The sequence below is a fragment of the Methylosinus sp. PW1 genome, assembly GCF_000745215.1.
Taxonomy (GTDB): domain Bacteria; phylum Pseudomonadota; class Alphaproteobacteria; order Rhizobiales; family Beijerinckiaceae; genus Methylosinus.
The window spans coordinates 93,271-105,865 of record NZ_JQNK01000002.1; the positions used below are offsets into that span (position 1 = coordinate 93,271).

Sequence of the window (12,595 nt, forward strand, 5' to 3'; positions counted from 1 at the left end):
CTCGCCGCTCTATCGCTTTCGGGGTCAATGCAGCTTGTCGGTGAAGTAAAAAATTCCGAAGTTGAGATACCCTGCGGATTTGCGCGATGTCCAAAACGACGGATTCCCTGCGTCTAGAATCGGCTTGTCGCCGTGAAGGTCGCCGTAGTGTTGGCCGTATCGTGATGCGGCATCGGCGAAGGCTAGAGCGTCGAACCAAGGAACGCCGCCGTTTCGAAGTTTCCGTATCAAATCGGCTTTTTGTTTTTTCCATGGGGGGCGAAGCTCGTCGTGGCGCTTCTCGATAGGAACCTTGGCGATCATTCGGCGCGTTGCATCCGCGAACGCTTCCGGGCGCAAGAGGGCGCACAGCGTTTCGACCGAGGCTTCGTCATAGGGCAATTTCGTCATCGGAGGCATGTGGAGTGGTCCTTTCAAAACGGATTGCTCGAGGATTGGCGCGCACGTTGCCAGCGTCGCCGAGACGATCGGCGACTCCAAAAGCGTGCAGCACTGGCGTTGAAGTGTTCGCGCTCCACTCGGGACGCGCTATTTCGGTTTTGTTTCGATCGCCGCACGATTGCGCGGCGATCCGAAGAGACGGCGCTTCGTCAGTGTGCTGTTGCCCCAGCACGCTCGCGTATCGCGGCAAAAAGGGCGAAGACAAGATCGTCGCCGCGCGTCGCCGATATGTCGCGCAGCACACCGGCCGCGTGCGCGGTGAGTGTGCGCTCGCCGTCGAGAGCGAAAATCGCCTCGACGACTGCGTCGCCGTAGTCGTCCGCGAGGGCCTGCAAGATATGCGCTTCATCCCATGCCGCGACATATACGTCGTCGGGATTCTGCGGATAGAGCTTGAGGAATTGCTTTTCAGCGGCGAGGAAGCGCCTCGCCCACACGGGGCGCAACTCGGATTGATGTTGCACCCGTGAGGGCTTCCGTCGATACGCGCGATCGAACGTCGGGAATCTGTCGGCAATCGTGCCGAAGGTAGTTTGCATATTATCACTCCTACGCATTGTGCGCCCCATTGGCGCTTTGACAATTCAGACGACGGCGCGACGCTCGCGGGAGGCCTTACGCGACTCCGAGGTCGACGTGCGCGGCGCGCCGATCTTCGACGCCGCCCACGCGTCCAGGTCTTCGCGCCGATAGAGAACGCGGCGGCCGGCCTTTCGATAGGGCGGCCCGTCTCCGGTCACGACGGCCTTGGCGAGAGACTTCGCGGCTCCGAAGCGGTAAGTTGCCGACATATAGTCGCCGGCCTCTTTGCGGGTGAGAAAACAGTCCGACACTCGGGCTCTCCTTTTCGATGTGGAGAAAAAATCAGCGAACTCAGGAAAGCCCCGTGAAGTGTCCTCCGTCTACGCCAATCTCGGTTCCAGATTCGTCACGGGTCATTCCAGGGGGCCCATGGTTTCCGTCGTCGAAATGCGCCATCGAATGATTCCACGCTTCTAAGTGCGGCCCGATAGCCGTCTCCGAAGAGCTTTCTCGCCGCGGCGGTTTTGCTGCATCCGGTCCTTTCGATTTCGCTCAAGACCGCGTGCGCTTTTTTCAAAGCCCCCTGGCGCAATGATCCAGTTTCTCGTTCTCGAATAATGAGGATTCTGTCCAAGAGATCGTGTTTCGAATCCAGCAGCTCGGCCAAGAGGCGCTTTCCTTCCAATGGCGTTGACTCTTCATCATCGCGCAAAAGCTGTTTTATCAATTCGATTCCACGATCCGGGTCTTTTTCGTGAATGAACGTAAACCAGACAGAGCGCCATTTCTCGGAAGGGCTGAGACCATCCCATGCAGCTTGCACGGCCTCGGTAATCCATGTGCCGTCTTCGAGCTGCTTGTAACTCACCAGAGAATGCAGCCGCCCCAAGCACAGCTCAGCAGTTAGTGCTGGTGACGCATCCGTTTCATCCTCTGTTTGCTCAGCAACTGCCGTGCGTCGGCAGGCGCTACAACCGATATGGCGAACGGCTTTTGCTGCAAGATCGCAACGGCGCCGTTTGGTCGCTCCCCCCGGGATGGACTGATGTTGCGAGCCCCGACCCGGACGTCGTCATGGGTCATGGGCAATCGCTTTTGCGGGTTTCCGATTTCCTGGAGCTTGCCGATCTGGTTAGCCGCCTCAGTGGCAAATCAGTGAGGCGGCCGCGAAGCGGTATGTAAAGGCAATTATGCCGCCATTGTAAAGCAGATTGCGCCGCAATCCTTCCCCGAACGTGATTCTCATGGACAAAAAGCTGCACAATATCGATCATAAGCTGGCGGAAAATGGTAGGCGCGGTCTTGACGCTGGTTCAGATGGCGGCGTAAATATGTTTACGTCAATATCGAATCACGCGCCCGGCGCCAGCGATGCCCGACAGCAAGCGATCGAAGAGGGACGCCCTCATCGAGGAGGGCACATTCAATCCCACCCCGGACAAGGTGCGCGATCCGAAGTTCCGCGGCGGCGAGTTCTTCGATCCGCACGACGCCGTGCAGGTCAAATACGAGATGCTGCGCCGCGTCTCCGTCGACAAGTTGTCGATCACGGAGGCTGCCGACGAATACGGCGTCTCCAGGCCGACCTACTATCAGGCCAAGGCGAACTTCGACACCGCCGGGATTGCCGGCCTGGTCCAGGCCAAGCCAGGCCCCCGCGGTCCCCACAAGCTCGACGACGACATCATGGTCTTCCTGAAGGCGCGACTGGTTCCTGGCGAACCTGTTCGCGCCCGGGAACTCGCCAGGCTGGTCCGCAACGAACTCAATGTCGAGCTTCATCCGAGAACGATCGAGCGGGCGTTAAAAAAAACGGGCCGGTGAACATCGCCGCGACCTCGACTTGTTCGATCCCGTCGTCGGCTCTTGCGTCCGATTACGAGGTGCTGCGCGCCGCCGCTCTCGGCGAAGCGCTGCCGCTCATGGCCCGCAGCGGCCTCATGCTGTTTCTGCGCCGTGGGATGTGGGGATGGGCGAAGGCGCTGACGGCGGCGGCAGACCCCACTCCAGAACCGATCGACCAGCGCCCGTTCGTCTCATCGAGGCCGGGCGGGCGCGGCGCCGTCGTTCATGTGCTCGCGACAATCGCCGCCGGCACAAACCACGCTGGCTTACATGAGGGGATATTCCCATGAACGCACAGATCAAAGTTCAGCGTCACCATCTCGAACGCGGCGCTTACCTCTACATCCGCCAGTCGTCGATGCGGCAAGTCGTCGAGAACGCCGAGAGCGCCAAGCGGCAATATGCGCTGCGCGGACGCGCTGTCGCCCTGGGTTGGCGCGACGAGCAGATCATCGTCATCGACAACGATCAGGGCGAGTCCGGCGCATCGGCGGCTTGGCGCGAGGGATTCCAGCGACTGGTCAGCGATGTCGGCCTGGGACGCGCCGGAATCGTGATGGGCCTGGAAGTCTCCCGTCTGGCGCGCAACAACGCCGATTGGCAGCGCCTGCTGGAGATCTGCGCCCTTGCCGACACCCTGATCCTCGACGAGGATGGCGTCTACGATCCGGCTAGCTTCAACGACAGGCTTTTGTTGGGTTTGAAGGGTACGATGAGCGAAGCCGAACTCCATGTCATCAAGGCGAGGCTGCGCGGCGGTATCCTCAACAAGGCGAAGCGTGGCGAGTTCCGCTGCCCGCTGCCGACCGGGCTGGTCTATGACCTCTCCGGCAACGTGGCGCTGGATCCGGACCTCCAGGTCAGGGAGACAATCGCTCATTTCTTCGAGACCTTCTCGCGCGTCGGCTCCGCGTCCCAGACCGTCAAGACCTTTCGCAAGGAAGGTCTTCTATTCCCCTCGCGCCTGCACAACAGCGAGACGGTCTTTCGGCCACTGACGGCTTCCACGGCGATGCGCGTCCTAACCAATCCGCGCTACGCCGGCGCCTACACCTATGGCCGACGACAGTTCCGGCGCACGATCGAGGGCAAGAAAACCGTGCGCGCCAGAGACGATGACGATTGGCTGGCCCGCATTCCCGGCGCCCATCCCGGCTATATCAGTTGGGAGCGGCACCAGGAGAACTTGAAGGTTCTCAAGGCGAACGGCCATGGCTATGACGCGGCGCGAACGTCAATTCCGAGAGAAGGCCCGGCGCTGCTGCAAGGACGGGCCATCTGTGGTCGATGCGGCGGGCATTTTAGGGTCCGCTATGCCGCCCGGCGGGGCCGACAGGAGGCGTGGTATGTTTGCGATCGCCCCCACAACTATCGCGGCGAACCCTCGTGCCAGTCGATCGCCGGACCTCCCGTCGATCAAGCTGTCGGCATGCTGATTGCCGACGAGATGACGCCGTTGGCCGTCGAACTGGCGCTCGAAGTGCGCAGGGAGATTCAGGCGCGTCATGAGGAAGCCGACCGGTTGCGTTGCCGTGCGATCGAGCGCGCCCAAACCGAAGCCGATCTCGCTCAGCGCCGCTTCATGCTGGTCGACCCCAACAATCGCCTCGTCGCCGACACGCTCGAAGGCGAGTGGAACGACAAACTCCGCATATTGGCCAACGCCCGCGAGGAGCGCCAGCGCGCCCACGAGCACGATCAATTCGTTCTTGACGACGCCATCCGTAAGCGGCTCATCGCCATGACGGTGGACTTCAAGAAGCTTTGGGCTGATCCCGATACCCCAAACCGAGAACGCAAGCGGCTGCTCGCCCACGTCATCGAAGACGTCACCCTCGTCAAGCTACAGGCGGAAGGAACCACCAAGGTTCATGTTCGGTTCAAGGGCGGCAAAATCCAGACGCTCACGACCTCGAGCCCGAAATCGTCCGCCCAGCAGATCAAGACACAGCCCGGCATCGTCGAACTGGTCGACAAGCTGCTCGACGACCACGTCTATTCCGAGATCGCCGAACTCCTCAACCAGCAAGGATATCGCCCGGGCGAGGCTGCGCGCCGCGGGCGCCACGACGCCCGCTTCACCCCCAAACGGGTTGCCTATCTCGTTCACGAATACAAACTGCGTCCCCGTTACGATCGACTGAGAGAGCGGGGAATGCTGACCAAGAAGGAAGCCGCGGCGCGTCTGAATATCCACGAGACCACCCTCACGAGCTGGGTCAAACATGGCCTCGTCACCGGGCATTCCTACAACGGGCACTTTTGCCTCTACGAAATTCCCGACAAAGACGTACCGCAAAAACAATGCAGCCGATGGAACCGTCTCGTTGACCGAGCCGCTGCCCGCGCACAAAACACCAGCGCGGCATAAACGATCAGCTGAAGCTGGAAGAGGTGTAGTATGAATGCAGATCGTTGTCTTCAAGATACCACCCGAGCTTGATAGGTTCGCCCATGGTCACTCCAAACGAATTCGAACACACTGGCGCATTGAGCGCGGCGCTACTTCGCGGCCTTCTTCATCGGCACGACTTCCCCGCCCTTGCGGCCGTCCATTGCGGCGACGATCGTCGAGCCGATCGTATCGACGGCTCGGCGCAACGGGTCCGCGTCCAGGTGGGCATAGCGAGCCGTCGTCGCGGCCTGCGTGTGGCCCAACAGCTTGCCGATGATCGGCAGGCCGAGAGACGCGCCAGCGCCGAAGCTGGCGAAGGAGTGCCGCAGGTCGTGCAGCCGCACGCCGTCGAGCCCCGCGGCCCGGCAGACGGCTGCCCATGGCTTTTTGAGGTCGGCCCGCGGCGAGCCCTGCGGCGTGTCCGAGTCCGAGCCCTTGGCCCCCTTCTCGGCCTCCCGCTTCTTTCGCGGACCGTGGCCGGCGATTATGAAAGGGTTGCCTTCGATCCGGGGCAGGGCGGCCAGCACCTTTTGGGCGGCCGCCGAGAGGTAGACCGGCTTCCGGCCCGTCTTGCTGTCTTCCAAGAAGAGAACGCCCCGCTCGGGGTCGACCTGCGACCATCGGGCGTCCAGAACCTCCCGTAGGCGGGCTCCCGTGAGGATAAGAAGGCGAATCGCGGCGATGGCGTAGGGGTCGAGCTTCACGCGCCGATTCTCGGCCTTGGGGGCGTGCTTGGCCTTCAGCTTCGATTCGTCGACCTGATAGACCAGTCCGACCGTTTCGGCCTCCCGCAGGGCGTCGCCGAGGCGCGCCAGCTCTTCCGATGTGAGGAAGCGCTCTCGCTTGTCCTCCCGGTATCGGTCAATCTCCCGAGCCGGATTCTCGCCCTTGCGAACGAGGCCGCGTTTCATCCCCCATGAGAACATCTTCGACCATGTGGCGAGGGCGCGGTTTGCGGCATAGGGGCTCTCTCGCATCTTCGAATGCAGGGTAGCGACTTGCCCACGCGTGAGGGCTTCGGCCTTCAGAGAGCCATGGGCGGCCGTCAGGCGGTCGAGCGCCGCGCGATAGGAGAGGCCGCTCGAGGCTTTGAGCTTGCCCTCCACATGCTCGGCTCGGAAGGCCTCCACCAGTTCGGCGACGGTCGCGGCTTGCCGTTGGCTCGCCTTATCGGCGGCAGGGTCCGCGCCGAGCCGGACTTGCGCCAGCATATCGGCCGCGGCCTTGCGGGCCTGTTCGGGCGTGACCGCGCCGACCTTGCCGATGGTGACGCGCCGCTTGGCGACTCTGCGGCCTCCCCCGTGGGGCCGATACTCGACGACATAGGACATGACGCCGGTCGGCATGACGCGCACGCCGAAGCCCGCGAGGTCGGAATCGAAGGCGATGAATGGACGCTCGCCGGCCTGAAGGGCGTCGACAGAGCGCTTGGTGATCCTGAGAGCTGGCATTCGGGCCTCGCCGTGTAGGGCAGCGCTTTCGCCGCCCGTGTCGCCACCATGTCGCCACCGAATAGCAATCATCGGGAATGACGAGGCAACATAGTAAATCTCGAAACACTGATTTTCAAAGGCTTTTGGAATGATCGGCTATCATGGTAAACGATCGAAAACACCATCCCGTGAGACTTTTAATCAGAGGGTCATGGGTTCGAGTCCCATCGCGCTCACCACAAAATCAATAAATTAGAAAGTTGCCCCGCTGGGGCGGCGCGGCATAGAAAGTTTCTCCGCCGGCCCAGGCGATCTGCTCCGCCGGAACGGTGAAATGATCGTTCCGAATCGCTTCGGCCGAGGTCGCATCCCGACAGTGAGCGCTTTCTTGCGGCATATCGTCTTGCCGAAATCCGGCCGTCCCGGCCGCATTCGCTCGGTGGCTTTTCCCACATCTTCGCGGCCCTTCGCCGACTAGGCTCTCGATCATTGGAAGTGGCGGGGCGATCTCGACGAGACGTCCCGAGGCGGAAGGATCGACGGCGATGCAATATACCGAACTGAGGGGCGTCAGCTCGCATTACAGCAACGAGGTCGGCACGAGTGGGCTGCGGACGGAGCCGGTCGTCTGGTCGCGCATTCAAAACAGGCTGCGCGAGGCGATATTGGAGCTGAAGACAGTGGAGACCGAGCTGTCGACCGCCGCCAATGTCGGAACCACGATGAAGGATCGCATTGGCGCTTTCGAAAAAAGCTCGAAGCGGCAGAAGTTCGAGATGCAGAGGACAATTCTGCAAAAGCGCATCGCCGAGCTGCGTTCTTGGCTCTCGAAAGAAGGCGCCTCGGCCGATGCGGATGGCAATGTCGAAATGGCGAATATGGGCGCGCTCAAGGTCGTCTATGACACGACGGCGGCGCAGCAGGGGTTGACGCGCGTCTATGTCAATGGCGGGCGGCTGTTTCACGACGCGCTATTTCGCAGGCCCTTCAGCACGAAATCGATGGTCACGCATTTTTCCGGCCTCGGCAAGGGCGTCTTCGTGATGAGCCAGGAGGGCAATATTCACATCCACTCCCATATCGTCGGCCATTACCACCATTCCTCATTGCTGGGCGGCGGCGCCGTGGCCTGCGCCGGAGAGATAGAGGTCGACAACGGCCTCATCAAATCGATGTCGAACAAGAGCGGCCATTACATTCCAGATTACCGCCATCTTCATCAGATTTTTCATCAGCTCAAAAAGAAGGGAGTCGGTCTGCATTTTCCGATCTCGGTGTTCGGCTATGCCGACGGTAGCAGCCCTACGACCGCGAAGAAATTCGACTCTGCGCAGCAGTTTCTCGACGAGATGAAGACGCAGTATGAAATCGAATATGAAAATCTGAAGCTGCTCGCCTATTGGGAGCATCTCGTCGATTCCAAGCTGGGGGAGCGCGGCTGGCGATACAGGGACGAGAGCAAGGGCGAGAAGGTCGGCGTCTATGTCATCGCGACCAATCATATGGTGCCGCACAAGGAGGCGCGCGCGTGGCTGAAGCTCAAGGGCTATCGGCCCGAGACGACGATTCTCGCCGAGTGACGCCCTAAAGCGATCCGGCGGCGCGAGGCGCCGCCGCTCGGGAGTCCGCGCTGATGTTTCTGCGACAGCGCCGCGGCGAGGCCGAGGCCCCGCTTCCGTAGGAGACGACATCGAGGCGTTGCGCGTCGCGGCGGGAGGTGCTAGAACAAAAAAAGAACAACGCGTGAATTGTGGACAAGGCGGCGGAACGTCTTCGCGCTCGCGCGTTTCGGACTAAGGTGCCGCGAGCATCATCGAGGCGGAGAGGGTCATGGCGGGCAGCGTCAACAAGGTCATATTGGTCGGCAATCTCGGGCGTGACCCTGAAGTGCGCACGCTGCCCTCGGGCGACCGCGTCGTCTCTTTCTCCGTGGCGACGACGGAATCCTGGCGCGACCGCAACACAGGCGAGCGCAAGGACCGCACGGAGTGGCACAATGTGTCGATCTTCAACGAGAATTTGGGGAAGATCGCCGAGCAATATTGCCGCAAGGGCTCCAAGATCTATCTCGAGGGCCAGCTGCAGACGCGCGAATATCAGGACAAGGACGGCATTCAGCGCCGCGTGACCGATGTGGTGCTGCAGCGTTTCCGCGGCGAGCTGACTCTGCTCGACAGCAAGGGCGGCGGCCGCGGCGAGGGCGATTACGAGGGGGGCGGCGGCTATCAGTCGAGCGGCGGCGGCTCCAGCTTCGGCCGTTCCTCGCCGATGGAGCGCACGCCCGCCGAGCGCTCTCCGGCGCCGGCCGGCGGCGGACGTTTGTCGGAGCAGCTCGACGACGATATTCCCTTCTGATGGTCGGAGGCGCATCTCGCGCCTCTACGGGAGTCGCTGGTTGCGTTGCAGCCCCCTCCCTCACCCTCCCCCGCGCGCGGGAGAGGGTGAGGGAGGGGGCGCTTCCGGCTCTCACAATCTCTACGACCCGCGCGAGCGCAGCCCATTCGTCCGGAACTCCCGCGACTGCGGCCGCGCGCTCTTCTGGCCCATGCGGCGGCCTTCGCCGGCCTTGCCGGTTCCCACCGGTTGCCAGCCCGGCACGAGATGATGCTTGCCGGGGCCGATGAGATCGGCGCGGCCCATGGCTTTCAGCGCCTCGCGCAGCACCGGCCAATTCTCGGGATCGTGATAGCGCAAAAAGGCCTTGTGCAGGCGGCGCTGGCGCAGGCCCTTCACAGCGTCGACCTTTTCCGACGCGCCGCGCCGCACCGGCTTCAGCGGATTGAAGCCCGAATGATACATGGCCGTCGACAGCGCCATGGGCGAGGGCAGATAGGTCTGCACCTGATCGGCGCGATAGCCGTTCTTTTTCAGCCACAGCGCCAAATTCATCATGTCTTCGTCGCTCGTGCCCGGATGCGCGGCGATGAAATAGGGGATGAGGAAATATTGCTTCTTGGCCGCCTGCGCCGCCGCGTCGAACAGACGTTTGAAGCGATCGTAGGAGCCTATGCCCGGCTTCATCATCTTGGAGAGCGGGCCGCTCTCCGTATGCTCGGGCGCGATTTTGAGATAGCCGCCGACATGATGCTCGACCAGCTCGCGCACATAGGCCGGGCTCTTCACCGCGAGATCATAGCGCACGCCCGATGCCACCATCACTTTCTTGACGCCGGGAAGCGCGCGCGCCTTGCGATAGAGCTGGATCAGCGAGTCGTGGCTGGTCTCCAGATTCTTGCAAATATCGGGATAGACGCAGGAGGGCCGCCGGCACAGCGCCTCGGTCTCGCGATCCTTGCAGGCGAGGCGATACATATTCGCCGTCGGCCCGCCAATGTCGGAGATGATGCCCGTGAAACCTTCGGTCTTGTCGCGGATCGTCTCGATCTCTTTGAGGATCGAGCCTTCCGAGCGCGATTGAATGATGCGGCCCTCATGCTCGGTGATCGAGCAGAAGGAGCAGCCGCCGAAGCAGCCGCGCATGATCGTCACCGAATGACGGATCATCTCCCAGGCGGGAATCGCTTGCGTGTAAGAAGGATGCGGCGCGCGCGCGAAAGGCAGATCATAAACGCCGTCCATCTCCGCCATGGTCAGCGGAATGGGCGGCGCGGTGAGCCAAACGTCGCGCGTTCCATGACGCTGCGTCAGCGGCCGCGCATTGCCGGGATTGCTCTCCCTATGCAGCACGCGCGAGGCGCGCGCGTAGGATTCGGGGGCATTGGCGACCTGCTCGAAAGCAGGCAGGCGAATGACGACGGTCTCGCTGTCCGCATCCTTGCGCAGGCGGCCTTCGTCGGGTCCCTCTATGTCTTCGGCGGAGGCCTCCAGCCAGCCCTCCGGCGTCGCGTCGCGGGTGAAGGCGAGGCCGCGCACATCGGAGAAATCCTGCGCCATGCCGCGCTTGGCGATGCGATGCGCCACCTCGACCAGCGCCCGCTCGGCATTGCCATAGAGCAGCAGATCGGCCTTGGCGTCGAAGAGAATGGAGCGGCGGACCTTGTCCGACCAATAGTCGTAATGGGCGATGCGCCGCAGCGAGGCCTCTATGCCGCCGAGCAATATGGGCGTATCGGAAAAAGCCTCGCGGCAGCGCTGGGCGTAGACGATGACGGAACGGTCCGGCCTTTTGCCGCCTTCGCCGCCGGGCGTGTAGGAATCATTGTGCCGCAGCCGCCGGTCGGAGGTGTAGCGGTTCACCATCGAATCCATATTGCCGCTGGTGACGCCGAAGAAGAGATTCGGCTTGCCGAGCGCGCGGAAGGCGGAAGCGTCGCGCCAATCCGGCTGCGCGATGATGCCGACGCGAAAGCCCTGCGCCTCGAGCAAACGGCCGATGATGGCCATGCCGAAGCTCGGATGGTCGATATAGGCGTCGCCGGTGACGAGGACGATGTCGCAGCTGTCCCAGCCGAGCGCGTCCATCTCGGCGCGCGACATGGGCAGAAAAGGCGCGACGCCGAAGCGATGCGCCCAATGCTTGCGATAGGAGAACAGCGGCTTGGCCGCGCCTCGGGTCTCGGCGGCTTTCGTCATGGTCTCATGAATATCATGGAAGGCGGGCCGGATGCGAGGAGCCTGACACCCCGGCCCTCGCTAGACGATTTTGGCGAACGCCGCCGCGCCCGGCCTTGCCCGGCGGCTCGCGTTCGGCTGGCGGCGCGCGCAGCGCCTCGGCGAGGGCGCCTTGCGGATCGGCGGCGCTTTCGAAGATCGCCTCCACGCATTTGACGCAGAGCGTCACCTTGGCGTCGGCCAGGCGGTAGAAGACCTGCTTGGCGGCGCGGCGCGTCTCCACCAGCTCGGCGCGGCGAAGCTCGGCGAGCTGCTGGCTCAAGGCTGGCTGCTGAATCGCGGTCGCGGCCTCGATCTCGCCGACCGTGTGCTCGCCGGCGAGGAGATAGGACAGGATCATCAGCCGCTGCGGCTGCGCGAAAATCTTCAGCCTTTCGGCGGCCTCATTGGCGCGCTCGCGCGATTCGTACAGTGCGGTCATTTGCCTGAATCTTTGCAAGTCCGATAGAACCAGCTGTCGGTCGCGCCGGGCGCGAGCGCGTCCTCAGCCGCGTTGGTCGGCGGCAGCAGAAGATCGCCGCCGGGCGTCCAGCCCTCCGGCGTCATCACCTCGCCGGAGGCTGCCTTTTTCAGCGCCGTGACGAGGCGCAGCATCTCCTCCACCGAACGCCCGATCGTCGGCGGATACCAGGTGAGCGCCCGCACGATTCCCTGCGGGTCGATGTAATAGGTCGCGCGCATCGCAGAGGAATCTCGGGCGGTCTCGTCCAGCATTCCATAGGCGCGACCAATGTCATGGTCGGGTCCTCGATTACCTCGCGCAGACTCTGCGCGGCGGACGCTCATTGTTCACGCAGCCGCCCATGTGCCGGCGCTGATGGAATATGTGAAGCGCTACGGCATCGATCTGCGCCTCGAATCCAAGCTCGTCGCCGTCTATGGGCCGGCCAAGATCGCGATCTTCGAGGAGAAGGACGCCAAGGCGCCGTGGTGCGCGCGCAGCGCGATTTCGCCGTGATGCACGCCGCGCCGCCGTAGCGCGCGCTGGAGCTCGTCGCCAAAAATCCGCTGGCGGCAGAGAGCGGCTTCATCGCGTCGATCCAAAGTCGCTGCGCCATACGCGCGCTACGGCAATGTCTTCGCGCTTATTTGTGATCGGCGCCGGATGCGGCGCTGCCCTCGGCTTCACGCTCGGACTCATCGGCGGCGGCTCGGTGCTCGCCGTGCCGCTGCTGGTCTATATGGTCGGCGTGAAGGACCCGCATGTCGCCATCGGCGCCAGCGCATTCGCCGTCAATGTGGCCGGACAGCTCACTATCGCCTTCGCGATCGTCGCTTTCGTCCGTCGCCGCCCATACGCTGTTCAACTCGCAGATCATGACGCACTAGAGTGCTATCGAGCGAAGTAGAACCCGGTTCGCGTGAAGAAAGCGCGACCAACCAGGAT

Annotated in this window: 16 protein-coding genes; 8 read left to right on the top strand and 8 right to left on the bottom strand. The window is 62.7% G+C overall.

What is annotated here, in order from left to right:
• Positions 1-24: 24 nt before the first annotated feature.
• The 4 genes from K369_RS26915 to K369_RS25940 all read right to left on the bottom strand — a co-directional run bounded on the left by K369_RS26915 (position 25) and on the right by K369_RS25940 (position 1,831).
• Complete coding sequence (locus tag K369_RS26915) at positions 25-381, bottom strand: hypothetical protein (RefSeq protein ID WP_210165040.1); 357 nt, start codon at positions 379-381, stop codon at positions 25-27.
• 209 nt (positions 382-590) lie between these two features.
• Positions 591-980, bottom strand: coding sequence for a hypothetical protein (locus K369_RS00895; protein ID WP_156967627.1), 390 nt, complete (start codon positions 978-980; stop codon positions 591-593).
• Positions 981-1,025: 45 nt separating this feature from the next.
• Positions 1,026-1,274 carry a hypothetical protein gene (locus K369_RS00900; protein ID WP_036286498.1) on the bottom strand — a complete coding sequence of 83 codons (249 nt, stop codon included), beginning with the start codon at positions 1,272-1,274 and terminating at the stop codon, positions 1,026-1,028.
• Positions 1,275-1,369: 95 nt separating this feature from the next.
• Positions 1,370-1,831: a hypothetical protein gene (locus K369_RS25940; RefSeq protein WP_156967628.1), complete on the bottom strand. Its 462-nt coding sequence runs from the start codon at positions 1,829-1,831 to the stop codon at positions 1,370-1,372.
• On the opposite strand from K369_RS25940, the gene K369_RS28085 reads away from it, so the two are divergent.
• From K369_RS28085 to K369_RS00915, 4 genes are all read left to right on the top strand, one after another.
• Entirely contained in the window at positions 1,801-2,145 is a 345-nt protein-coding gene (locus K369_RS28085; protein WP_371033276.1) for a DUF5372 family protein, read from the top strand. The two genes, K369_RS25940 and K369_RS28085, sit on opposite strands and share 31 nt — an antisense overlap.
• A gap of 189 nt (positions 2,146-2,334) precedes the next feature.
• The gene (locus tag K369_RS00905; protein WP_036286500.1) at positions 2,335-2,787 is read left to right on the top strand and encodes a helix-turn-helix domain-containing protein; all 453 of its coding nucleotides are present in this window, start codon (positions 2,335-2,337) and stop codon (positions 2,785-2,787) included.
• On the top strand, positions 2,784-3,098 hold the full coding sequence (locus K369_RS00910) for a hypothetical protein (protein WP_036286502.1): 315 nt from the start codon (positions 2,784-2,786) through the stop codon (positions 3,096-3,098). Before K369_RS00905 ends, K369_RS00910 begins: the two co-directional genes overlap by 4 nt.
• Positions 3,095-5,179: a recombinase family protein gene (locus K369_RS00915; RefSeq protein WP_036286503.1), complete on the top strand. Its 2,085-nt coding sequence runs from the start codon at positions 3,095-3,097 to the stop codon at positions 5,177-5,179. The genes K369_RS00910 and K369_RS00915 overlap by 4 nt, the downstream gene beginning before the upstream one ends.
• A 131-nt stretch (positions 5,180-5,310) precedes the next feature.
• Here the strand turns inward: K369_RS00915 and K369_RS00920 are convergent, their stop codons facing one another.
• Positions 5,311-6,654, bottom strand: a complete 1,344-nt coding sequence (locus tag K369_RS00920; protein WP_036286504.1) for a site-specific integrase — start codon at positions 6,652-6,654, stop codon at positions 5,311-5,313.
• Positions 6,655-7,181: 527 nt separating this feature from the next.
• Here K369_RS00920 and K369_RS00925 point away from each other — a divergent pair.
• On the top strand, positions 7,182-8,216 hold the full coding sequence (locus K369_RS00925; protein WP_036286505.1) for a hypothetical protein: 1,035 nt from the start codon (positions 7,182-7,184) through the stop codon (positions 8,214-8,216).
• 250 nt (positions 8,217-8,466) lie between these two features.
• Entirely contained in the window at positions 8,467-8,991 is a 525-nt protein-coding gene (gene ssb / locus K369_RS00930) for a single-stranded DNA-binding protein (protein ID WP_036286506.1), read from the top strand.
• A gap of 120 nt (positions 8,992-9,111) precedes the next feature.
• On the opposite strand, the gene K369_RS00935 is transcribed toward ssb, so the two are convergent.
• The 3 genes from K369_RS00935 to K369_RS00945 are packed head-to-tail and all read right to left on the bottom strand — an operon-like array spanning position 9,112 to position 11,922.
• Positions 9,112-11,169, bottom strand: coding sequence for a YgiQ family radical SAM protein (locus K369_RS00935; protein ID WP_036286507.1), 2,058 nt, complete (start codon positions 11,167-11,169; stop codon positions 9,112-9,114).
• Positions 11,170-11,182: 13 nt separating this feature from the next.
• Positions 11,183-11,629 (bottom strand): metalloregulator ArsR/SmtB family transcription factor, encoded by a 447-nt coding sequence (locus tag K369_RS00940; RefSeq protein WP_245278044.1) that lies wholly within the window; start codon positions 11,627-11,629, stop codon positions 11,183-11,185.
• Positions 11,626-11,922 (bottom strand): hypothetical protein, encoded by a 297-nt coding sequence (locus K369_RS00945; protein ID WP_051948659.1) that lies wholly within the window; start codon positions 11,920-11,922, stop codon positions 11,626-11,628. The genes K369_RS00940 and K369_RS00945 overlap by 4 nt, the downstream gene beginning before the upstream one ends.
• 91 nt (positions 11,923-12,013) lie before the next feature.
• Between K369_RS00945 and K369_RS25945 the strand changes: the two genes are divergently transcribed.
• Together K369_RS25945 and K369_RS00950 are read left to right on the top strand one after the other, a co-directional pair.
• A complete protein-coding gene (locus tag K369_RS25945; protein WP_156967629.1) occupies positions 12,014-12,166 on the top strand; it encodes a hypothetical protein in 153 nt (50 codons plus the stop codon).
• A gap of 115 nt (positions 12,167-12,281) precedes the next feature.
• Complete coding sequence (locus tag K369_RS00950; RefSeq protein WP_036286508.1) at positions 12,282-12,557, top strand: TSUP family transporter; 276 nt, start codon at positions 12,282-12,284, stop codon at positions 12,555-12,557.
• The last annotated feature ends 38 nt before the right edge of the window (positions 12,558-12,595 follow it).

Bases quoted from the DNA above. Each gene is read 5' to 3' on its own strand.
- K369_RS00945 (WP_051948659.1), bottom strand. From the start codon at position 11,922: ATGCTGGACGAGACCGCCCGAGATTCCTCTGCGATGCGCGCGACCTAT.
- K369_RS00905 (WP_036286500.1), top strand. From the start codon at position 2,335: ATGCCCGACAGCAAGCGATCGAAGAGGGACGCCCTCATCGAGGAGGGC.
- K369_RS00925 (WP_036286505.1), top strand. From the start codon at position 7,182: ATGCAATATACCGAACTGAGGGGCGTCAGCTCGCATTACAGCAACGAG.
- K369_RS00950 (WP_036286508.1), top strand. From the start codon at position 12,282: ATGTCTTCGCGCTTATTTGTGATCGGCGCCGGATGCGGCGCTGCCCTC.
- K369_RS00935 (WP_036286507.1), bottom strand. From the start codon at position 11,169: ATGACGAAAGCCGCCGAGACCCGAGGCGCGGCCAAGCCGCTGTTCTCC.
- K369_RS00920 (WP_036286504.1), bottom strand. From the start codon at position 6,654: ATGCCAGCTCTCAGGATCACCAAGCGCTCTGTCGACGCCCTTCAGGCC.
- K369_RS00940 (WP_245278044.1), bottom strand. From the start codon at position 11,629: ATGACCGCACTGTACGAATCGCGCGAGCGCGCCAATGAGGCCGCCGAA.
- K369_RS00895 (WP_156967627.1), bottom strand. From the start codon at position 980: ATGCAAACTACCTTCGGCACGATTGCCGACAGATTCCCGACGTTCGAT.
- K369_RS00915 (WP_036286503.1), top strand. From the start codon at position 3,095: ATGAACGCACAGATCAAAGTTCAGCGTCACCATCTCGAACGCGGCGCT.
- K369_RS28085 (WP_371033276.1), top strand. From the start codon at position 1,801: ATGTGCCGTCTTCGAGCTGCTTGTAACTCACCAGAGAATGCAGCCGCC.
- ssb (WP_036286506.1), top strand. From the start codon at position 8,467: ATGGCGGGCAGCGTCAACAAGGTCATATTGGTCGGCAATCTCGGGCGT.